Genomic DNA, 21,183 nt, shown 5'->3' on the forward strand with positions numbered 1-21,183 from the left:
ACTGATGTGTCTAAAGCCGGCCTTTGCCGGAAGGTATAGTGAGGCCGTTGGGCAGCGACAATGCCAATTGCCCAAAGCGGGGCCAATTGCCCAAAGCGGGCCAATCAATCAAATCGGATTTTTGGAACTTGCGGATTTTGCTGGTGTTTGGCAATCGTTCATGGTCCGTCCACGCAAGCCGCCCTATATCTCGATGATCGAATTTTGACCTTGGAGGCACGTCGCATTGCGATAACCGACCGGGAACCGTAGACTGAACCGCACCGGCTGATGCGGCCGCATAAAACGAGGAAGATCGATGGGCGCCGGAGCCTTGACGAGGGATGCTGAACCTGTGAGCGCGGAGCGCCAGCGTTGGCTGGCCTTGGCGGAAAAGGCGCTGGCCGGTGCATCCTTCGAGGAAAAGCTGGTCTCGCATACCGACGACAACATCCGCATCGAACCCCTCTACGACCGTGCGACCGGGACTGAGCCGATCGTGCGCGCGAATCCCCGATCGACCTGGATCGTCAGCCAGCGCGTCGACGACCCTGATATCGATCGCGCCAAGGCCCAGGTGCTTGACGATATCGCGCAGGGCGCGACGGGATTGTCGCTCGTCTTCGAAGGCGCCCCGAACGCATTCGGCTATGGCCTGCCGAGGACGGCACAAGCACTTGAGACGGTGCTGGAAGGCGTGCCCCTCAACCGGGTCCAGATCCGCATCGATACCCATCCCTGGAGTCGCCCCATGGCCGATTGGCTGGTGGCGTTCCTGAGCAAGCGCCGCTCCGATCCGGCGAAGCTCAACCTCTCCTTTGGCATCGACCCGGCGGCGATCCTTGCCGGCACCGGCCGGCTGCGCATGTCGATCGAGGCGCTGCAGGAATCGATGCCGCAATCCTTGGCGCATTTCTTCTCGATGGGTGTTCCGGGCGTGCTGCTGGAGGCGGACGGTCGCGTCTTCCACAATGCCGGCGCCACCGAGGCGCAGGAGCTCGGCATCATGCTGGCTTCGGCGGTCTCGTATCTCAGAATGTTCGAGAAGGCGCGGCAGCCGCTCGTCTATGCCGCACCTCACATCGGCTTCGCGCTTAGCGTCGACCAGGACCAGTTCCTGTCGATGGCCAAGGTGCGGGCCTTGCGCAGGTTGTGGGCGCGGGTGCAGGAGGCCTGCTCGATCCCCAACTCGACGGCCAACATCCATGCCGAGACATCATTCCGGATGATGACGGCACTGGACCCGGAAACCAACATACTGCGCACGACGATCGGCTGCTTCGCGGCGGCAGCGGGGGGAGCCGATTCGATCTCCATCCTGCCGCACACGATCGCGCACGGCCTGCCGGCGGCTTTTGCCCGCCGCGTCGCGCGCAACGCGCAGCTGATCATGGCCAATGAAAGCCATGTCGACCATGTTGCCGATCCCGCCTATGGTTCCGGCGCGGTGGAGGCACTGACATCTGACCTTTGCGAAGCCGCGTGGGCGGAGTTGCAGACGATCGAGGCCGAAGGGGGTGTGCTGTCCAGCCTTCGGGACGGGCATATCCAGGGACGCGTCCGCGCTGCCGCGGCTCAACGCGACACCGCCTTCAAGACGGGCGAGCGGGCGATCATCGGCACCACGCTCTATCCCGTGAAAAACGAGCGTCCGGTCGAGACGCTGGACGCCGAGCGGCGGCCCGCCTTCACCGAAGGCGTCGTGCTGTGCGAACCGCTGTTTGCGGCCCGCATCGACCAATCCATCGGGGCCGCTTCTTGATTCCGGATTTCAGTCAGATTGGCTGGGTGCCGCCACGCCGGGCACCGGTCGAGGTCAAGGGGCAGCGAACGACGCCGGAAGGGCTTGTCGTCAAGCATCTCTACAATCAGGGCGACCTCAAGGGCCTGCCGCATCTCGATACGTATCCGGGTTTGCCGCCCTTCGTGCGCGGCCCCTACCCCACCATGTATGTCCAGCAGCCCTGGACGATCCGGCAATATGCCGGTTTCTCCACGGCCGAAGAATCCAACGCCTTTTACCGGCGCAATCTTGCCGCCGGCCAGAAGGGCCTGTCGGTTGCCTTCGATCTGGCCACGCATCGCGGCTATGACAGCGACCATCCGCGCGTTGCCGGCGATGTCGGCATGGCGGGCGTCGCCATCGATTCCATCCTCGACATGCGGCAATTGTTCGACGGTATTCCGCTCGGCGACATGACCGTGTCGATGACGATGAACGGCGCGGTGCTGCCGATCATGGCGCTTTACATCGTCGCGGCGGAAGAACAGGGCGTTGCGCAGAAGGATCTGGCCGGGACCATTCAGAACGACATTCTGAAGGAGTTCATGGTCCGCAACACCTACATCTATCCGCCCAAACCCTCGATGCGGATCGTTTCGGACATCTTCTCCTATACGTCGAAGAACATGCCAAAGTTCAATTCGATATCGATCTCCGGCTATCACATGCAGGAGGCAGGGGCGACCGCCGACCTGGAACTCGCCTATACGATCGCCGACGGCATCGAGTATGCCCGCGCCGGCGTTGCCGCGGGTCTCGATATCGACCGCTTCGCGCCACGCCTGTCCTTCTTCTGGGCAATCGGCATGAACTTCTTCATGGAAGTGGCCAAGCTCAGGGCGGCGCGCCTGCTGTGGGCGACGCTGATGAAGAAGAATTTTGCGCCGAAGGACGAACGCTCGCTATCGCTGCGCACCCATTGCCAGACGTCCGGCTGGTCGCTGACGGCGCAGGACCCCTACAACAACATCATCCGCACCATGATCGAGGCGATGGCGGCAACGCAGGGGCATACCCAGTCGCTGCACACCAATTCCTTCGACGAGGCGATGGCGCTGCCGACCGACCATTCGGCCCGCATCGCCCGCAACACGCAGCTCATCCTGCAAAAGGAATCCGGCACCACGCGCATCATCGATCCGTGGGGCGGCTCCGCCTATCTCGAACGGCTAACCCACGATCTGGCGGCGCGCGCGCTTGCCCATATCGAGGAGGTCGAGGCTCTCGGCGGGATGGCGGCGGCGACCGAACAAGGCATTCCGAAGCTGCGCATCGAGGAGGCTGCAGCACGCACGCAGGCACGCATCGATTCCGGCGAGCAGATGCTGGTCGGCGTCAACGCGCATCGTCCCGAGACCGACATCGAGGTCGACGTGCTGAAGATCGACAATGCCGAGGTCCGGGCGCGGCAATTGTCGAAGCTGCAACGGCTGAAAGGCACTCGCGAGGTCGCTGCGGTGGAAAGCGCGCTCGATGCACTGACCCGTGCTGCGCACGGCAATGAAAACCTGCTGGAATTCGCCATCCGCGCCGCACGTGCCAATGCCACGGTCGGCGAAATCTCATTCGCCCTGGAAAGGGCCTTTGGCCGCCATGTCGCGACGGTCCAGACCATTTCTGGCGTCTATCGCAAGGCGCTTGGCGACAATCCGGTGGTCGACGGGCTTCAGGACAAGCTCGACGCCTTCGAGAAGAAAAACGGCGGCAAGCCGCGTATCCTCGTTGCCAAGATGGGACAGGATGGCCACGACCGGGGACAGAAGGTCATCGCCACCGCCTTCGCCGATCTCGGCTTCGACGTCACCGTCGGCGCGATGTTCCAGACACCGGAAGAGATCGCTAAACTGGCTGTCCAGCAGGATGTCCATATCATCGGCGCCTCATCGCTGGCCGCAGGACATCTGACGCTGATCCCCGAATTGCGCGACGCGCTGAAGAAGCTCGGCCGGGGCGATATGGTGATCGTTGCCGGCGGCGTCATCCCACCGCAGGATTATGACGCGGTGCTGCAAGCCGGTGCGGCGGAAATCTTCCCGCCGGGGACGGTTATTCCGGAGGCGGCGGATCGGTTGTTGGATCGGCTGCTGCGAGCTGATTAGGCTACGACGCTCTAACTGTCCGACAGCTTGACGATTTCCCATTCCTTGCCGTTGACCGTGACGACCTCGCCAACCTTCTTGCCGAACAGCGCGACCGCCATCGGAGAAACGTGCGAAATGCTGCCCTTGGTGGGATCGGCCTCGTCCTCGCCGACGATCTTCCAGTGCACTTTCTTGCCGTCATCGCCTTCCAGCGTGACACCCATGCCGAAGCGCACCAGATCGCTGCCGGGCTCCGGTACGGAAAGCTCGGCATTCTCGCGCCGGGCCGTCCAGTAGCGCAAATCGCGTGAGACGACGGCGATGCGCTCGCGGTCGGCTTTCCGTTCGGCTTTCGCCAGGATATCGCGCAGATCGGCCAAATTATCCTCGATCTGCGCCAAGCCGTGCTCGGTCACCAGATTGCGGTGCGTGCTGATCGGCCGTTCGCCGACGCCGGCAATGGCGTTTTCGCTATCTTCTTCGCGGGTAAAAGCTCTGCTCATTCCCTAAACCTAGGCCTCGAGTGGTTGCTCGACAAGCCATCGTCGACAGTTCGTGAAGGGGAACAGAACGTCTGGCACGATTCCTGCGGTGCCGGGGCTGACACTGTGGTGTCAGGGCTGAACGCAGGGAATCTGTGCCGATGTTGAACAGACGAACGCTGCTGACCGGAACCGCCGGCTTTGCCGTCATCGGCCTTGCGCTCGGCAAAGCGGCGGCCGCCGGCCTGACCGGCATCGAAAAGGCCTCGATACGCGGCTCGATCAATGCCACTGACCTTGGCGTGCAGCCCGGCACCTTCGACGACCAGAGCAAGGCCTTTGCCAAGCTGCTGCGCGACGCGAACAGCCGGGACATACCGGTGTTCCTGCCGGCGGGCACCTATGTGGTGTCCAACCTCTCGCTGCCCAGCCGGGTGCGTCTTTCCGGCGTGTCGGGTGCGACGCGGATCGTCTATGGCGGCGACGGCCACCTCTTCATGGCCGAACAGGCCGACCATATCGAGTTGAGCGGGTTGGTCTTTGACGGCTCGAACCGCTCGATGGGCGACTATGCGCAAGGGCTGCTCGATCTGCGCCGGGTCGGTCATCTCGTGGTCGACAATTGCCAGATAACCGGCAGCGGCAAGAACGGACTGGCGCTGGAACGTGCGGTTGGGCGCATCGAGCGCACGGACATATCGGGAGCTGCCGATGCCGGCATCTATTCAGTCGAAGCCGGAGGCCTGGCGATCACGGGCAACACCATCTCCGACTGCGCCAATGGCGGCATCCTCGTGCATCGCTGGCAAGCCGCGGAGGACGGCACGATGGTCACCGGCAATCGTGTCGAACGCATCGGTGCGCGCAGTGGCGGAACCGGCCAGAACGGCAATGGCATCAACGCCTTTCGCGCCGGCAATGTCATCATCTCGGGCAATGTCGTCTCGGACTGCGCTTTCTCGGCAATCCGCGCCAACAGTTCCAGCAATCTGCAGATTTCCGGCAACACCTGTTCGCGCTCGGGCGAGACCGCAGTCTATTCCGAATTCTCGTTCGAGGGCGCCGTCATCAGCAACAACATCGTCGATGGCGCGGCCAACGGCATCTCGATCGTCAACTTCAACGAAGGCGGCCGCATGGGTGTCTGTTCAGGCAACATCGTGCGCAATTTGTCGACCAGCGGCGCCTACACCGCGGACCCGCCCGGCTTCGGCGTCGGCATTGGCGTCGAGGCCGACACCATCGCGTCCAACAATGTCATCGAGAATGCGCCGCTCTACGGCATGTCGATCGGCTGGGGGCCGTATCTGCGCAATGTCGTGGCCACGGGCAACATCATCCGCAAGGCGGGCACGGGCATTGTCGTCAGCGTGGTCGAAGGTGCCGGCACAGCCGTCATCTCCGACAACGTCATCGACGGCGCGTTGAACGGTGCCGTCATCGGCCAGCGCTGGGCCGAACCGGTGACGGCAGACCTGACCCAGTTGACCAACAGTGGCTTTGCGCATGTGACGGTTGAGCGCAACCGCGTCAGCTGAAGATGGCCTGAACGCTTTTGGCGATCAATGAGGCGACACGGGCGGGCTGTCGGAGATAGAGCGCCAGCATCGCTTCATCCTGGCCTGCTGCAGCACGCCAAAGGGAAACATCCCGCTCGACCTCCTTTACGCGGTCATCAGTTTGAGCGCCTTGAGCAGGCGGACATGCGTGTGGGAATGATGGTGTCTGACATGCACGGCCGAATAGATGGGATGTGAGATCTTCGGCGCATCACCAACGAGTTGTGCCACACCGTCCTGCCGCAATTTTGTCGCTACCGTTTCGGTGACGAAGGCGGTGCCGCCCCGGCTTCGCAGCAGATAGGCAACCGCGCCGCCATTCCCCGTCGATACGGGGCTGTTTTCCAGTTCCGGCAGCATCTGCTTATGCGCGCGATTGAAGAAGGCCGAATAATTGGCGCGGATGTAGTCCGCCGGCACCACCTCGCCGAAGGCAACGCCGCGGGTCGAAACCATGACGAAATTCTCCTCGGCGATCTGCTCGTAGTGCATGTCCGGAAGATGCTGCGGCGAATAGAGCACCGCCAGATCGAGACTGCCGGTGGTCAGATCGAGGATCATCTGGTTGGAGTAGTCGATCTCGACATAGATCGCGAGCTTGGGCATCGTCGCCCGCACCCATTCCAGCCACCCTTCCAGCACGCGTTCGTAGAGCTCGAACTGGATACCGATGCGGATCAGGCGGTCGAACTTGCCGACCGACTGGATTTCGCGGCGGGCGTCGAGCCAGCGCAGTTTGACCGCGCGCGCATGCTCCTCGAACCTCAGGCCAGCGACGGTCGGCTCCGTGCCACTCTTGTTGCGGATGAAGAGCTGCTTTTCCAGCAGCGCCTCGAGCGTGCGGATGCGGCTCGAAACGGTCGACTGGGTGATGCCAAGGCGCTCCGCTGTCCTGTTGAAGTTGCGGGTTTCGATCAGATCCAGGAATGTGTCGAGCAATTCGATCTGCATCTTGGCCACCCCACGGAGAACGTCCGCAACGGCTACCGCTTTTTGATCCGCTTCGACAATGGCTAATCGGATTCTTCGATTAACATCCCATCCCGGGTTGCGTTGCCGGATATCGCCTTAGCGCGCAGAATTGCAGCATCTTTCAGACATCCGCCACGGCAGGTCATCCATGTTCATCGTCGACACCGACGTCCACAATTACTGGTCCAGTGCCGAGGTTCTGCTTCCCTATCTCGAGCCCTATTGGCGTGATTTTCTGGTTCGCGGCGAAAAGCCGGGACCAAAGGGCAGTTTCCCGCACGGACATCGCCCATGGCTGCATCCGGAGGGGTTCTCGCGGCATGACATCAGGCCACAGACCGAGGAGGACAATTATCTGATCATGAAGGAGAAGCACCTCGATCTCTACGACATCGATGTGGCGATTCTCACCGCCGACGAGCCGCTGGAAGCTTCGACGCTGGCCAACTATCATTACGCCAACGCACTGGTGAAAGCCTACAACGATTACATGATCGACTGGTGGCTGCCCAAGGACCGGCGCTTCAAGGGATCGATCATCATTTCGCCGACCGATCCGCACGGCGCCGCGGCCGAGATCCGCCGTCTCGGCGCCCACAAGGATATCGTCCAGGTGCTGGCCAGCCACGGGTCGCAACGTCCTTACGGCGATCCGTTCTATCATCCGATCTTCGAGGCCTGCGCCGAAGTCGGCCTGCCCTTCGCCATCCATTTCGGCGGCCAGGGCGGCGTCAACCACAATGCCATCGCCAGCGGCCCGACGACCTATTACTGGGAGACGCATGCGCTGCTCAGCCAGCCGGCGATGACCCATGTCGTCAGCATGATTTCCAACGGCGTGTTCGAAAAATATCCCGACCTCTACTTCGTCGTCATCGAATGCGGCGTGTCGTGGGTGCCGTCGCTGATGTGGCGGCTCGATGCCAACTTCAAGGCGCTGCGCAAGGAGACGCCGTGGCTGAAGATGCTGCCGTCGGAATATTGCCGCCGCAACATCCGCTTCAGCACCCAGCCGCTCGAACAGCCGCAGAACGTCAAGCATCTCTGGGAAACGCTCGAGCACATGGATGGCCAGAACACGCTGCTTTTCGCGTCCGACTATCCGCACTGGGATTTCGACGCGCCGACCAACATCCACATCCCACCGGCCTGGCGCGACAAGGTGATGGGGCTGAATGCGCTGGAGGTCTACAAGCGCATCGAGGCTCCGGCCGCCGCCAGCGCGAGGGTTGCGTGATGACGGCCAATGCAGCAGCCGTGCCAGTCCGAGGCCGCACCTTTGCCTGCAAGGTCAACGAGGTCGCGGTCGGGCAACCCAGGATCGTCGCCTTCGGCCGCATGAGCATCGGTATATTCCAGCTCGACGATGGCTATGCCGCCTTGCTCAACATCTGCCCGCACCGGGCAGGCCGGCTTTGCGAAGGGCCGGTTTGTGGAACCACCAGGCCGACCGACAGGGCGGAATTCGTCTATGAGCGCGCAGGCGAAATCGTCCGCTGTGCCTGGCACGGCTGGGAATTCGAAATCAGGTCGGGAAAATGCCTCGTCGATGACAGGCTGAAGGCGCGGACATTTCCGGTCGAGATCGTGGGCGGCGACCTCTATCTTGAGCTCGGTCGCTAGGTTTCTGGTTGCGGAAGGTGACGACAATGGAAACGGTAAAATTCACCCAGATGAAGGATGGCGACCGCGAGGATTATGCCTTCCTGACCGCACATGAAATCGAATATGCCGCCGGCACAGCCGACCGGCTACTGGCGGCCATGGTCGAACTCGACAAATCGCTGTCAGGCTACAAGGTGACGCGGCTCGGTCATTCGCTGCAGGCCGCGACGCGGGCCTGGAACGCCGGCGCCGACATAGACTGGGTGGTGTCGGCGCTGCTGCACGATATCGGCGATATCTACGCGCCCTATAACCACGACGAATACGCCGCTGCCATCATACGACCGTTCGTGCGCGAGCAATGCGCCTGGGTGGTCGAGAAGCATGGCGATTTCCAGCTTGTCTATTATGGCGAGCATGTCGGGGCCAATCCGCACAAGCGCGACGCCTTCCGGGATAGCGCGTATTTCGACGACTGCGCCGAGTTCTGTGAAAAATGGGACCAGTCGAGCTTCGATCCGGACTATCCGACCCGGCCGCTGGAATTCTTCGCGCCGATGGTGAGGGAAGTCTTCGCCCGCAAGAGCTATGACCCAGCTGTCGTCAGAGCCAACCAACGGGAAGTCATGTCGAACTCCGCGCTCGCTGCGGCACGCGCGGCGATCTAATGATGTCGCTCTTCAGCCGAGGGCGGCGGTCGGCCTCAGCGCCCCAACCTTGGTGCCGATCCGGCTTTCGATTGGGGCGTTCGCCAGTTCGAGCAGCTTCGCCGCTACGGCCTCGTCGGCACGCAGCAGTTTGGCAAGGACGGCGGCAGCCATGGCGTCGCCTGCGCGGCCGGCGCCATCATCACATTTGATCGCGATGCCGAGGCCAAGTTCCGGGATTGCGGCGCAGTGGACGCCTTCGGCGCCGCCTTTCGCAAAAATCCGGCCCGGTGCCGCTTCCATCAGGGCGACATCGGCGCGACCGGTGCCGGCAACGAAGAATGGTTCTGCCATGCATGCTGAAAGCAGTCGCTTGGCAGCCTTTGCCCGCTCGGGGCCAAAACCTGATGTCGTGGCCATGCGCGCAAAGCCGAGCGCGAAACTTTTCAGCGGCACCGCATAGGTCGGGATCGAGCAGCCATCGGTCGCCCGCTCGTCGGCACCGTGGACGGCGCCGGTGACCGATTGCATGGCGTCGCGCACCATCTCCTGCAGACCGTGCCCGGCCTTCACGTAGCCCCCGTGTGCAATTCCGGAATGGACACAGGTGCAGAGGAAGCCGGAATGCTTGCCGGAGCAATTGTTGTGCAACGCGTTCGGCAAGCCGCCGGCACGGGCCAGCGCAATCTCCGCCTCATGATTCGAAGGCCAATGCGTGCCGCATTCGAGTGCGCGCTCATCGAGCCCAGCCCTGGCCAGCATGGACCGCGCCAGTTCGACATGCGCCGGCTCGCCCGAATGGGATGCGCAGGCGAGCGCCAGTTCGCGGTTGCCGAAGCCATAGGCATCGGCAGCACCCGTTTCGACCAGCGGCAAGGCCTGGATCGCCTTGACAGCCGAGCGCGGAAAGACAGGCTTCGAGGTATCGCCGATCTCCAGGACCGGCTTGCCGTCGGCGTCGAAGACCGCGACGGCACCGCGATGCACGCTCTCGACAATAGCGCCGCGCAGAACCTCGATCAGAACCGGATTTGTCATATGACCTCCCGCCAAATCCAAGTGTTACAGCGTCCTTTGCGCGCCCCAAAAGGCGCGCGGCGCTGTAATGCAGGGGCGGTTTATCTGATCCGGTCGAGAATGGAAACGTAGTTGGCGACGGCAGCGCCACCCATGTTGAAGATGCCGCCAAGCTTTGCGCCCGGCACCTGGATGCCGCCGGCTTCGCCGACAAGCTGCATGGCGGTCAGGACATGCATGGAGACACCGGTGGCGCCGATCGGATGACCCTTGGCTTTCAGCCCGCCGGAGGGGTTGACCGGCAAGCGGCCATCTTTCGCCGTCGTGCCGTCCAGCGCCAGCTTGGCGCCCTCGCCCGGCCTGGCCAGGCCCATCGCTTCGTATTCGATCAGTTCGGCGATGGTGAAGCAGTCATGCGTCTCGACGAAGGACAGATCGTCCAGCGTCACGCCGGCGCTCTTCAGCGCCTTGCCCCAAGCCTGCTCGCAGCCTTCGAAGGCCAGGATGTCGCGCTTCGACATCGGCAGGAAATCCTGCACATGCTCGTTGGCCCGGAAGGCAACCGCGCGACGCATCTTCAGGGCCGTCGCGGTATCGGCGAGGATCAGGGCAGCAGCGCCGTCGGAGACCAATGAGCAGTCTGTGCGCTTCAGCGGGCCGGCGACGAAGGGGTTCTTTTCGCTCTCCTGGCGGCAGAACTCGTAGCCGAAATCCTTGCGCATCTGCGCATAGGGATTGTCGACGCCGTTCTTATGGTTCTTGGCGGCGATCATGGCGAGCGCATCCGACTGGTCGCCATAGCGCTGGAAATAGGCTTGCGCGATTTTGCCGAAGACGCCGGCGAAGCCTGCCGGCGTCTCGCCATCCTCCGGCAGGTAGGATGCTTTCAAGAGGTTCTTGCCGATTTCCGGACCGGGCGTCGTCGTCATCTGCTCGGCGCCGACCACCAGCACGATGCGGGCGGCATTGGCATCGATCGCGCGGATGCCTTGCCTGACCGCCGCCGAACCGGTCGCGCAAGCGTTCTCAACGCGAGTCGCCGGCTTGAAGCGCAGTCGATCGTTGGCCTGCAGCACCAGGCTGGCGGTGAAATCCTGCGCCGAAAAGCCGGCGTTGAAATGGCCGAGCACGATCTCGTCGACCTCGTCCGGACCGATCCCGGCGTGGTCGAGCGCGTCTGTCGCCACCTTGACGATCAGGTTTTCGAGCGTCTCGCCTTCAAGCTTGCCGAAGCGCGAATGCGCCCAGCCAACGATGCATGCGGTCATGGCGGTCTCCATCCTTGGCGCCAGCCTGTGACATGGCGCAGTTCGCCGTTATTGTTCAAATATAAACAATCGCCCTCACCTCGGAAAGGGCCGGAACAAGACAATCGCTTGGTACAGGCTTCGCCGGTGTCGATTTTTTGTTGATTGACCCGTCAATAAAAAATAATCTCGCGCAAAAATCGGGAACAGCATGCCTAAAGTCGGAATGGAGCCACTGCGCCGCAAGGCGCTCATCGACGCGACGATCTCAGCGATCGGCGAGCGCGGTTCGCTTGACGTGACCATGTCCGAGATCGCCGGGCGCGCCGGTGTTTCCTCGGCGCTTGCCCACCATTATTTCGGCGCCAAGGACGAGCTGCTGCTGGCGACGATGCGACACATCCTCGCCGAACTGACCATCGACATGCGCCGCGCCCTGCAATCCGCCACCTCCCCGCGCGAACGCGTCTCGGCGGTGGTGGCCGTCAACTTCTCCGACATCCAGTTCCAGCCGGAAACCATCGCCGCATGGCTTGCCTTCTATGTCGAGGCGCAGAAATCGTCAGCGCTTCGCCGGTTGCTCAGGGTCTATGCGCGACGGCTGCATTCGAACCTGATGAGTGGGCTGACCGGCATCCTGCCCAGGGCTGAGGCCGACCGGGCCGCCGAAGCGACGGCGGCGATGATCGACGGGCTCTATATCAGGCGGGCGCTGAAGGACGGCGTGCCTGACGCCGCGACCGCGATTGCGCTGGTCGAGGACTATCTCGAAACCAAACTCGGCGAGCGGCGCAAACAGTGACCACGAAGCGACCCAATTTCCTGATCGTCATGGTCGATCAGCTCAACGGGACTTTTTTCCCAGATGGGCCGGCCGCGTTTCTGCACGCGCCGCATCTGAAGGCGCTGGGCGCACGATCGGCACGCTTTGCCAACAACTACACGGCCTCGCCGCTCTGCGCGCCGGGCCGCGCCTCGTTCATGAGCGGCCAGTTGCCGTCGCGCACCGAGGTCTATGACAACGCCGCCGAATTCGCTTCGTCGATCCCAACCTTTGCCCATCATCTGCGCGCCGACGGCTATCACACCGTGCTGTCGGGCAAGATGCATTTCGTTGGCCCCGACCAGTTGCATGGCTTCGAGGAGCGGCTGACCACCGACATCTATCCGGCCGATTTCGGCTGGACGCCGGACTACCGCAAACCGGGCGAGCGCATTGACTGGTGGTATCACAATCTGGGCTCGGTGACCGGCGCCGGCGTCGCCGAGATCTCAAACCAGATGGAGTATGACGACGAGGTCGCCTTCCATGCGGTGCAGAAACTCTATGATTTCGCCCGTGTCTCCGACGGCGCGTCACACCGGCCCTGGTGCCTGACGGTTTCCTTCACCCATCCGCACGATCCCTATGTGGCGCGGCGGCAATATTGGGACCTCTACGAGGATTGCCCGGCGCTCGAACCCGAGGTCGGCTTCATCCCCTACGACAAGCAGGATCCACATTCGCAGCGGCTCTACAAAGCCTCCGACTACGACAGTTTCGACATCACGGCCGAGCAGGTCCGCCGCTCGCGGCGCGGCTATTTCGCCAACATCTCCTATCTCGACGACAAGGTCGGCGAGTTGCTGTCGGTGCTGGAGCGCACCCGCATGCTCGACGACACGATCATCCTGTTCTGCTCCGATCACGGCGACATGCTCGGCGAGCGCGGCCTGTGGTTCAAGATGTGCTTCTTCGAGGGCTCGTCGCGGGTGCCGCTGATGATCGCAGGCAAAGGCATACCGGCGGGACTGATCGAGGCACCGGTCTCCAATCTCGACGTGACGCCGACGCTGTGCGATCTCGCCGGCATCGATATGAGCGCGATCGCGCCATGGACCGACGGCCAGTCGCTGCTGCCGCTGCTGAATGGCAAGCCACGTACAGCACCGGTGCTGATGGAGTATGCCGCCGAAGGCTCCAATGCGCCGTTGGTGGCGATCCGCGACGGCCGCTACAAGTTCGTCCATTGCGAGATCGATCCGTCACAACTCTATGATATCGAGGCCGATCCGCATGAGTTGAACAATCTCGCCGCCGATCCGGCGCACGCCGGTCTGGTGGCGGCCTTCATGGAAAAGGTCCGCGCGCGCTGGGACATGGCGGCTTTCGACGCTGCCGTGCGGGTCAGCCAGGCGCGGCGCTGGGTGGTCTATCCAGCGCTGCGCAACGGCACGCACTACCCCTGGGAATTCCAGCCGCTGCAGAAGGCTTCGGAACGCTACATGCGCAACCATATGGATTTGAACGTGCTCGAAGAGCAGAAACGGTTCCCGCGAGGCGAATGATGGCAGACCTTCTCGTTCCCTCCCTAGACCACCTCCAACAGGCATATGCCGTCACCTCCAGGGCGACGCAGATCACGCCGCTGCTGGAATCGGCGGCACTTGCTCGCGAGACCGGCGCGGCCCGCGTCTTCATCAAGCCAGAATCGCTGCAATGGGCGGGATCTTTCAAGGTGCGCGGCGCCTATTGGCGTTTGAAGCAGCTTTCGGCCAATGAGGCGAAAAAGGGCGTCGTCGCCTATTCCTCCGGCAATTTCGCGCAAGGGCTGGCCGCCGCCGGCCAGGCGCTCGGCATTCCGGTCACCATCGTCATGCCGATCGACGCGCCGGCGGCCAAGCGCGATGCCACGGCAGGCTATGGCGCCCGTGTCGTGCTGACCGACCACGGCGATCGCGCGCGTGAGGAAGTCGCCGCCGCCAAGGCGCGTGAGATCGCCGAGACCGAAGGGCTGGCCCTGCTGCATCCCTTCGACGACCCGGAGATCGTGGCCGGCCAGGCAGGCGCCGGGCTCGAAGCGCTCGACCAGCTTGCCGCCAAGGATGCCAGCGCCGACCTGTTGTTCTGTTCGGTCGGCGGTGGCGGATTGATCGGTGGCGTTTCGCTCGCCTTCCACTATCTGTCGCCGGCAACCGAGATCATCGGCGTCGAGCCGGAAGGTTTCAATGGCATGGGCTCGTCACTGGCGCATGGCGCCATCGAGACCATGCCGATCGGTCCGAAGTCGATCTGCGACGGGCTGATGTCGCGACGGCCGGGTGACGCGCCGTTCGCGGCGGTCAAGACTGCCGGTGTTCGCGGCATTACCGTCGACGACCAGTCGGTGCGGCGGGCAATGAAGATCGCCTTCGAGCGCATGAAGCTGGTGCTGGAGCCGTCCGGGGCGGCGTCACTGGCGGCGCTGCTCGGCGGCAAGGTGGATGTGAAGGACAAGACCGTCCTTGTTGTGGCTACTGGCGGCAATGTTTCGCTCGCCGATTTTATGGCGCATATGAACCATGCTTGAAGCGGATTTCGTCATCATCGGCTCCGGCTCGGCCGGCTCGGCCATGGCCTATCGCCTATCGGAGGACGGCAAGCATTCGGTGATCGTCATCGAGTTCGGCGGCACCGATGTCGGGCCTTTGATCCAGATGCCGTCAGCGCTGTCGATCCCGCTCAATATGAGCCTCTACGACTGGGGCTTTGCCAGCGAGCCGGAGCCGCATCTTGGCGGCCGCGTGCTGGCAACGCCGCGCGGCAAGGTCATCGGCGGCTCGTCCTCGATCAACGGCATGGTCTATGTGCGCGGCCACGCCCGTGATTTCGACCATTGGGCCGAAGAAGGCGCAGCAGGCTGGGGCTTTGCCGACGTGCTCCCCTATTTCAAGCGCATGGAAGACAATGATGGCGGCGAGGACGGCTGGCGCGGGCACGGCGGCCCCCTGCATGTGCAACGCGGCTCGCGTAAGAATCCGCTCTACGGCGCGTTCGTCGAGGCAGGCCGCCAGGCCGGGTTCGAACTGACCGACGATTACAACGGCTCCAAGCAGGAAGGCTTTGGGCCGATGGAGCAGACCATCCGTGGCGGCCGCCGCTGGTCGGCGGCATCGGCCTATCTGAAGCCGGCTCTCAAACGTGGGAATGTTAGCCTGCTCAAGGGTTTCGCCCGCCGGGTGATCATCGAGAATCAACGCGCTGTTGGCGTCGAGATCGAAGCTCACAAACAGATTCAAGTCGTTAAGGCACGACGTGAGGTGATCATCGCCGCATCGTCGATCAATTCGCCCAAGATCCTGATGCTGTCGGGCATCGGACCGGCCGAGCATTTGCGCGAAAACGGCATTGCCGTGGTCGCCGACAGGCCTGGCGTCGGCCGCAATTTGCAGGACCATATGGAGCTTTATATCCAGCAGGAATCGACCAAGCCGATCACGCTGAATTCGGTGCTGAATCCATTCTCGAAAGCATTGATCGGGGCGCAGTGGCTGTTCTTCAGGACCGGGCTTGGCGCCACCAACCATTTCGAGGCGGCGGCTTTCGTGCGCTCGCGCGCCGGCGTCGACTATCCAGACATCCAGTATCACTTCATCCCGGCGGCGGTCCGCTATGACGGCAAGGCAGCGGCGAAGTCGCATGGCTTCCAGGCGCATGTCGGACCGATGCGCTCGAAGTCGCGCGGCTCGGTGACACTACGCTCGCCCGACCCAAAGGCGACACCGGTGATCCGCTTCAACTACATGTCGCATCCGGATGACTGGACGGAGTTCCGCCACTGCATCCGGCTGACCCGCGAGATTTTTGGCCAGTCGGCCTTCGACGCCTATCGCGGCAAGGAGATCTCGCCGGGGAGCCATGTGCAGTCGGACGACGATCTCGATGTCTTTATTCGCGACCATGCCGAGAGCGCCTACCATCCCTGCGGCACCTGCAAGATGGGTCACGCTGAAGACGTGATGAGCGTCGTCGATCCGGAATGCCGGGTCATCGGCGTCGACGGCTTGCGGGTCGCGGACTCTTCGATCTTCCCGCGTGTCACCAATGGCAACCTCAACGCGCCGTCGATCATGACCGGCGAGAAGGCGTCCGACCACATCCTTGGCCGCACGCCGCTGGCGCCGTCCAACCAGGAACCATGGATCAATCCGCGCTGGCAGCTATCCGACAGATAGGCCATGATCGTGAGACTGCACGATCCGCATGCCGCGAAAGACAATTTGGAGACTTCCCCATGCGCGCCCAGCCAACGGCATCGCACTATGTCAACGGACGCTACATAGAGGATGAAGGCGGCGCGCCGCTGCCGGTGATCTATCCGGCAACTGGCGAGGTCATCGCCACCCTGCATTCGGCGACGCCGAATGTGCTGGAACTCGCCGTCGAGGCCGCACGAGCCGCGCAACCGGCCTGGGCGCGGCTGAAGCCGGTCGAGCGCGGGCGCATTCTGCGCCGCGCCGCCGACATTCTTCGCGCCCGCAACGCCGATCTCGCCCGCATCGAGACTCTCGACACCGGCAAGGCGATCCAGGAAACGCTGGTGGCTGATGCGCCCTCGGCCGCGGACTGCCTTGAATATTTCGGCGGCGCGGTCGCCGCCTACAATGGTGAATCCGTCGACCTCGGCGGACCTTTCGCTTACACGCGGCGTGAGGCGCTGGGTGTCTGCGTCGGCATCGGCGCCTGGAACTATCCGATCCAGATCGCCGGCTGGAAATCGGCACCGGCGCTCGCCATGGGCAATGCCATGGTGTTCAAGCCGTCGGAAAACACCCCGCTATCAGCGCTGGCCCTGGCCGAGATCTACAGCGAGGCCGGTCTGCCGGACGGCTTGTTCAACGTCGTGCAGGGTTATGGCGATGTCGGCGCAGGCCTCGTCGGCCATGATGTCGTCGCCAAGGTTTCGGTGACCGGCTCGGTGCCGACCGGCCGCAAGGTGCTGTCGCTTGCCGGCTCGAAGATGAAACATGCGACGATGGAACTCGGCGGCAAGTCGCCATTGATCGTCTTCGACGACGCCGACATCGAAAACGCGATCGGCGGCGCCATGCTTGGCAATTTCTACTCGACCGGCCAGATCTGCTCCAACGGCACGCGCGTCTTCGTGCAGAGCGGCATCCACGATCGCTTCGTCGATCGTCTGATCGAACGGACCAAGAAAATCCGCATCGGCGATCCGCTCGACCCCGAAACCCAGATGGGGCCGCTGGTGTCGAAAGCGCAGCATGAGAAGGTGGTCGGCTATATCGCGATAGGCAAGCAGGATGGTGCTGTTCTCGCCTGCGGCGGCAATGTGCCCTCGCTGCAGGGTTTCGACGGCGGCTTCTTCGTCGAGCCGACGATCTTCACCGGTGTCACCGACACGATGCGGATCGCCCGCGAGGAGATTTTCGGGCCGGTCATGAGCGTGCTGAAATTCGATGGCGAGGACGAGGTGATCGACCGCGCCAACGACACCGAGTTCGGCCTTGCCGCCGGCGTCTTCACCCGCGATCTGCCGCGCGCCCACCGTGTCATCGCCGAATTGCAGGCCGGCACCTGCTGGATCAATGCCTACAATCTGACTCCGGTTGAAATCCCGTTCGGCGGCTTCAAACAGTCCGGTATCGGCCGCGAGAACTCGCTAGCGGCCCTGGCGCTCTATTCGCAGCTGAAGTCGATCTATGTCGAGACCGGGGATGTGGCGAGCCCGTATTGAGGGCAGAAGCTTGCGCTGATGTCCGCATGATCCGTTCGACCTGTTGTCCAGAGCGTTTTCCTCGCCCATCAGTTTGCCATAAGCTTCGTGGCGCATGAGCGCCAAGGAGGCCAACATGGCGGGCGAGACCAAGGACAAAAGAACTGCCGTGCTGCCGCTGCTGCTCAGTTTCAATGGCGGCTATGTCGACACAGCCGGGTTCCTTGCCCTTCAGGGACTGTTCACGGCGCACGTCACCGGCAATTTCGTCACGCTCGGCGCATCGCTGGCGCTCGGTACATCGGGTGCCCTAGCAAAGCTTCTGGCCTTGCCTGTCTTCTGTGTCGTCGTCATCCTTAGCCGGCTTCTGTCGTACCCGCTGAAAAGCTGGAAGCTGCCGGTCTTCCGGTCCCTATTGGCGATCAAGCTTGTTCTGCTGACAGCAGCCGCGATCCTGGCGATCCGCCTCGGACCGTTTCCGGATGGAAACAGCTGGGCCGCCATTGTCACCGGCATGGTCCTGGTTTCGGCCATGGCGGTGCAGAATGCCGCGCATCGCGTCCACCTTCCCAGCGCGCCGCCATCGACGCTGATGACCGGCACCACGACCCAGATCATGCTTGACTTGGCCGATCTGATCCACGGCGCGCCGCCCGAGAGCATCGTGGCGTCACGATCACGCCTCGCACGCATGTCGGTTGCCGTGCTTATCTTCGCGCTGGGATGCGGAAGCGCCGCCCTGCTCTATACCAAGATCGGCATGTGGTGTTTTGTGGTTCCGCCGATCGTTGCGATCGTGCCGCTTGTGATACGGGAAAGCGCGCCCGCCACCACGCCGTGACTAGAGCATTTCACCGTTTCACGGAAACGGCGAAGCGCCCTAACCCTTTGTTTTTCCGCAATTCCGGACGGAAAACCGCTCACACTTTTCCTGGAATTGCTCTACGGCTTCGCCGTCCCATCCAGATACTGCGTCAGCGCGCAGACCAGATGATAGAAGATGCTGGCTGGCACGTCTGATGCCAGCGAGCGGCCGCGTTCGTCGATGCGGTCGATCCACAGGCCGAGCGGTGCCGGGTCGATGTGCCAGCGGAACAGCCGGCCGACACGCTCCTCGATCTCCGGCTTGAGATCCGGTCCGCCAACGCCATCCAGCGCGATCGCCGCCTTGACCGCTTCGGCCTGAGGCCAGCTGCGCGAGATCAGGTCCAGCGGCAGCCCTTGCCGGGAGACGGCGCCATAGGCAAGACCGGTTGCACGGTTGAGGCCATTGGCGATGGCCGAGGCATAGAGTTTCCTGGCGAAGCCGTTCAACTCGGCCTGGCCGCTGCGCCCGGCGAAATCGATCAGCAGCGAAGCCCATTCGAAGTGATGGCCGGGCTCGGTCCAGGCGCCTTTCTCACCGGCTGACGGTGTCCACTCGGCATCGAAATATTCGCCCAGTGTCCAGCTTTCCCGATCAAAGAAATGGCTGCGAAAGAGATCGATGATGCGCGCCGCACGGCGCAGATGGGTGCGCTCGCCGGTTGCCTGGTGCCAGGCCAGGAACGCTTCGAGCAAATGCATGTGCGGGTTGGAGCGCCGCTCGCCCTCGCCGTCCGACGTTTCGAGGAAGCCGGTCATGCGACGATCCTCGAGATGGGCATCGAGGAAGGCGAAAGTTTCCTCGCCGAGCCGCAAGGCATCAGGATTGCCCGACATATGCGCATGCGCCAGCGCCAGCAGCACGCAGGAATGATCGTAGGCATCCTCGGTGGCGTCAGCGACGGAGCCGTCGACATGGAAGGTGCGCACCCAGCCGCCTTTGTCGGTGCGGCCATTTCTGACCATGAACTCGATACCATGGCTGATCAGCCGGTCGGCCGGGCCATCCCAGCCGCGCGCACTGGCGACAGCGAAGGCGTAGACCTGCCTTGCCATTGTGCGCATGCGCTTGGGCTTCATCAGCGGCGCGCCGTCGAAGCCCAGCGCTTCGTGGAAGCCACCATGGCGCTCGTCGACACCCGATGTCGACCACAGCGGCAAGGTTTCCTGAAACAGCCAGTGGTGCACACGCCGCCGCCAGGCACCGCTTTCGATGACACGGTCGTGCGCCGGTGTGAACCTGGTTTCCAGCCGGCCGGATTTTTCGAGCTGCTCGACAATCTTCTTGACGTGCTGGCTGTGGCTGACAGGGGCGACGAAAGTGGCATCGGCGGTCGAAACGATGGCGACATCCTTCATGCCGATTGCCGACAACAGGCGGCCGTCGCTGCGGATGTAGGAGTTCTCACAATCGATGGCGACGACATCGCCGATGACGACATTGCCCTGGTCGTCGGCGGGGCCGACATCGAGCAGCGATTGCCAGGAGCCAAGATCGTTCCAGCGGAAGTCGGCGGGCACCATGGCAATGTCATCAGCCCGTTCCATGATGGCATAGTCGATCGAGATCGAGGGCACGGCTTCGTAAAGCTCCAGCGGCATATAGAGGCCGGACAAATCCGATGTCGCCGCCTTGTAGGCTCTCTCGGTGGCCTGCCAGATGTCGGCCTGGAACGTCGCGAAGGCGTCACGCATGGCGCCGGCGCGAAACAGGAAGATGCCGGTGTTCCAGTAGAAATTGTCCGCCTTGAGATAGCTCTGCGCGGTACCGAGGTCCGGCTTTTCGACGAAGCGCGCGACGTCGAAGATGCCGCCATGCGCGTCTGCCACCTCGATATAGCCATAGCCGGTCTCGGGCTGCGTCGGTTTGATACCGAACACCACTAGCCGGCCGGCGCCTGCCGCCTCGGCGCCTGCCTCGACGCTCTGCCAGAACTGCCCCGCGGTTGATATCTCGTGGTCCGATGGCACCACCAGGACCAGGCTGTCGCCGAATTCGGACAAAGTTCGCAGCGTCGCCAGCGCCACCGCCGCGGCGGTGTTGCGCCCCGTGGGCTCGAACAATGGGCCGCCGCCGGCAAGATCGAGGCCGGCAAGGTCGGCATGGACGCGTTCGGCATGACGCTCCGATGCGATCAGGAAAACTGGTGTCTCGCCGGCCGGCCGCGCCGTCAGCCGGCGCAAGGTCTTGGCCAGCATCGAACCATCGCCTGAAAAATCGTGAAACTGCTTGGGATTGTCCTCGCGCGACAGCGGCCAGAGCCGCGACCCGACGCCGCCGCTCATGACAAAACTGACGATGCGCTCGGTCATTCGGGTCTCGTGTGCAGAAGGCAGTGGTGGCCGGTTGCTAGCATACAAGCCTTAAGCGGTGTTAGTCCGATTGGGTACACGGTGGGATGTCAGCCATGCGCGCGACGAAAGCTGACGAAATGCGACAGAAGCGCTGCCATTGCCGCTTGCAGGAATGA

17 protein-coding genes are annotated in these 21,183 nt (G+C 62.9%); 12 read left to right on the top strand and 5 right to left on the bottom strand.

Going from position 1 to position 21,183, the window contains the following annotated elements:
* Positions 1 to 298 precede the first annotated feature (298 nt).
* Entirely contained in the window at positions 299 to 1,741 is a 1,443-nt protein-coding gene (locus EB235_RS27085) for a methylmalonyl-CoA mutase subunit beta (protein WP_027034331.1), read from the top strand.
* The gene (gene scpA, locus EB235_RS27090; RefSeq protein WP_027034330.1) at positions 1,738 to 3,861 is read left to right on the top strand and encodes a methylmalonyl-CoA mutase; all 2,124 of its coding nucleotides are present in this window, start codon (positions 1,738 to 1,740) and stop codon (positions 3,859 to 3,861) included. The genes EB235_RS27085 and scpA overlap by 4 nt, the downstream gene beginning before the upstream one ends.
* Positions 3,862 to 3,872: 11 nt before the next feature.
* Here scpA and greA read toward each other — a convergent pair whose 3' ends face one another.
* On the bottom strand, positions 3,873 to 4,346 hold the full coding sequence (gene greA / locus EB235_RS27095; RefSeq protein ID WP_027034329.1) for a transcription elongation factor GreA: 474 nt from the start codon (positions 4,344 to 4,346) through the stop codon (positions 3,873 to 3,875).
* A 140-nt stretch (positions 4,347 to 4,486) separates the two neighbouring features.
* Between greA and EB235_RS27100 the strand changes: the two genes are divergently transcribed.
* On the top strand, positions 4,487 to 5,863 hold the full coding sequence (locus EB235_RS27100) for a TIGR03808 family TAT-translocated repetitive protein (RefSeq protein ID WP_027034328.1): 1,377 nt from the start codon (positions 4,487 to 4,489) through the stop codon (positions 5,861 to 5,863).
* A gap of 126 nt (positions 5,864 to 5,989) precedes the next feature.
* On the opposite strand, the gene EB235_RS27105 is transcribed toward EB235_RS27100, so the two are convergent.
* On the bottom strand, positions 5,990 to 6,835 hold the full coding sequence (locus tag EB235_RS27105) for a LysR family transcriptional regulator (protein ID WP_027034327.1): 846 nt from the start codon (positions 6,833 to 6,835) through the stop codon (positions 5,990 to 5,992).
* Between the two features lie 169 nt (positions 6,836 to 7,004).
* Here EB235_RS27105 and EB235_RS27110 point away from each other — a divergent pair, with 169 nt between their 5' ends.
* The 3 genes from EB235_RS27110 to EB235_RS27120 are packed head-to-tail and all read left to right on the top strand — an operon-like array spanning position 7,005 to position 9,129.
* Entirely contained in the window at positions 7,005 to 8,093 is a 1,089-nt protein-coding gene (locus EB235_RS27110) for an amidohydrolase family protein (protein ID WP_027034326.1), read from the top strand.
* Positions 8,093 to 8,479 carry a Rieske (2Fe-2S) protein gene (locus EB235_RS27115; protein ID WP_051429822.1) on the top strand — a complete coding sequence of 129 codons (387 nt, stop codon included), beginning with the start codon at positions 8,093 to 8,095 and terminating at the stop codon, positions 8,477 to 8,479. Before EB235_RS27110 ends, EB235_RS27115 begins: the two co-directional genes overlap by 1 nt.
* 26 nt (positions 8,480 to 8,505) lie before the next feature.
* Positions 8,506 to 9,129, top strand: a complete 624-nt coding sequence (locus EB235_RS27120) for an HD domain-containing protein (RefSeq protein WP_027034324.1) — start codon at positions 8,506 to 8,508, stop codon at positions 9,127 to 9,129.
* Between the two features lie 12 nt (positions 9,130 to 9,141).
* On the opposite strand, the gene EB235_RS27125 is transcribed toward EB235_RS27120, so the two are convergent.
* Together EB235_RS27125 and EB235_RS27130 are read right to left on the bottom strand one after the other, a co-directional pair.
* Positions 9,142 to 10,146, bottom strand: a complete 1,005-nt coding sequence (locus tag EB235_RS27125) for an asparaginase (RefSeq protein ID WP_027034323.1) — start codon at positions 10,144 to 10,146, stop codon at positions 9,142 to 9,144.
* An 80-nt stretch (positions 10,147 to 10,226) separates the two neighbouring features.
* Positions 10,227 to 11,393 carry an acetyl-CoA acetyltransferase gene (locus tag EB235_RS27130; protein WP_027034322.1) on the bottom strand — a complete coding sequence of 389 codons (1,167 nt, stop codon included), beginning with the start codon at positions 11,391 to 11,393 and terminating at the stop codon, positions 10,227 to 10,229.
* A gap of 190 nt (positions 11,394 to 11,583) precedes the next feature.
* Between EB235_RS27130 and betI the strand changes: the two genes are divergently transcribed.
* The 6 genes from betI (at position 11,584) to EB235_RS27160 (ending at position 18,689) form a co-directional block, all read left to right on the top strand.
* Entirely contained in the window at positions 11,584 to 12,174 is a 591-nt protein-coding gene (gene betI / locus EB235_RS27135) for a choline-binding transcriptional repressor BetI (RefSeq protein WP_027034321.1), read from the top strand.
* The gene (betC, locus tag EB235_RS27140) at positions 12,171 to 13,700 is read left to right on the top strand and encodes a choline-sulfatase (protein WP_027034320.1); all 1,530 of its coding nucleotides are present in this window, start codon (positions 12,171 to 12,173) and stop codon (positions 13,698 to 13,700) included. Before betI ends, betC begins: the two co-directional genes overlap by 4 nt.
* Positions 13,697 to 14,701, top strand: a complete 1,005-nt coding sequence (locus tag EB235_RS27145; RefSeq protein ID WP_032926103.1) for a threonine/serine dehydratase — start codon at positions 13,697 to 13,699, stop codon at positions 14,699 to 14,701. The genes betC and EB235_RS27145 overlap by 4 nt, the downstream gene beginning before the upstream one ends.
* Entirely contained in the window at positions 14,694 to 16,346 is a 1,653-nt protein-coding gene (betA, locus tag EB235_RS27150; protein WP_027034318.1) for a choline dehydrogenase, read from the top strand. The genes EB235_RS27145 and betA overlap by 8 nt, the downstream gene beginning before the upstream one ends.
* Positions 16,347 to 16,405: 59 nt before the next feature.
* Positions 16,406 to 17,869, top strand: coding sequence for a betaine-aldehyde dehydrogenase (betB, locus tag EB235_RS27155; protein WP_027034317.1), 1,464 nt, complete (start codon positions 16,406 to 16,408; stop codon positions 17,867 to 17,869).
* Between the two features lie 115 nt (positions 17,870 to 17,984).
* Positions 17,985 to 18,689, top strand: a complete 705-nt coding sequence (locus tag EB235_RS27160; RefSeq protein ID WP_032926961.1) for a YoaK family protein — start codon at positions 17,985 to 17,987, stop codon at positions 18,687 to 18,689.
* 101 nt (positions 18,690 to 18,790) lie between these two features.
* On the opposite strand, the gene EB235_RS27165 is transcribed toward EB235_RS27160, so the two are convergent.
* Positions 18,791 to 21,025, bottom strand: coding sequence for a mannose-1-phosphate guanylyltransferase/mannose-6-phosphate isomerase (locus tag EB235_RS27165; RefSeq protein ID WP_027034315.1), 2,235 nt, complete (start codon positions 21,023 to 21,025; stop codon positions 18,791 to 18,793).
* Positions 21,026 to 21,183: the final 158 nt, after the last annotated feature.

Origin of the sequence: Mesorhizobium loti R88b (assembly GCF_013170845.1) — a bacterium.
Taxonomy (GTDB): domain Bacteria; phylum Pseudomonadota; class Alphaproteobacteria; order Rhizobiales; family Rhizobiaceae; genus Mesorhizobium; species Mesorhizobium loti_B.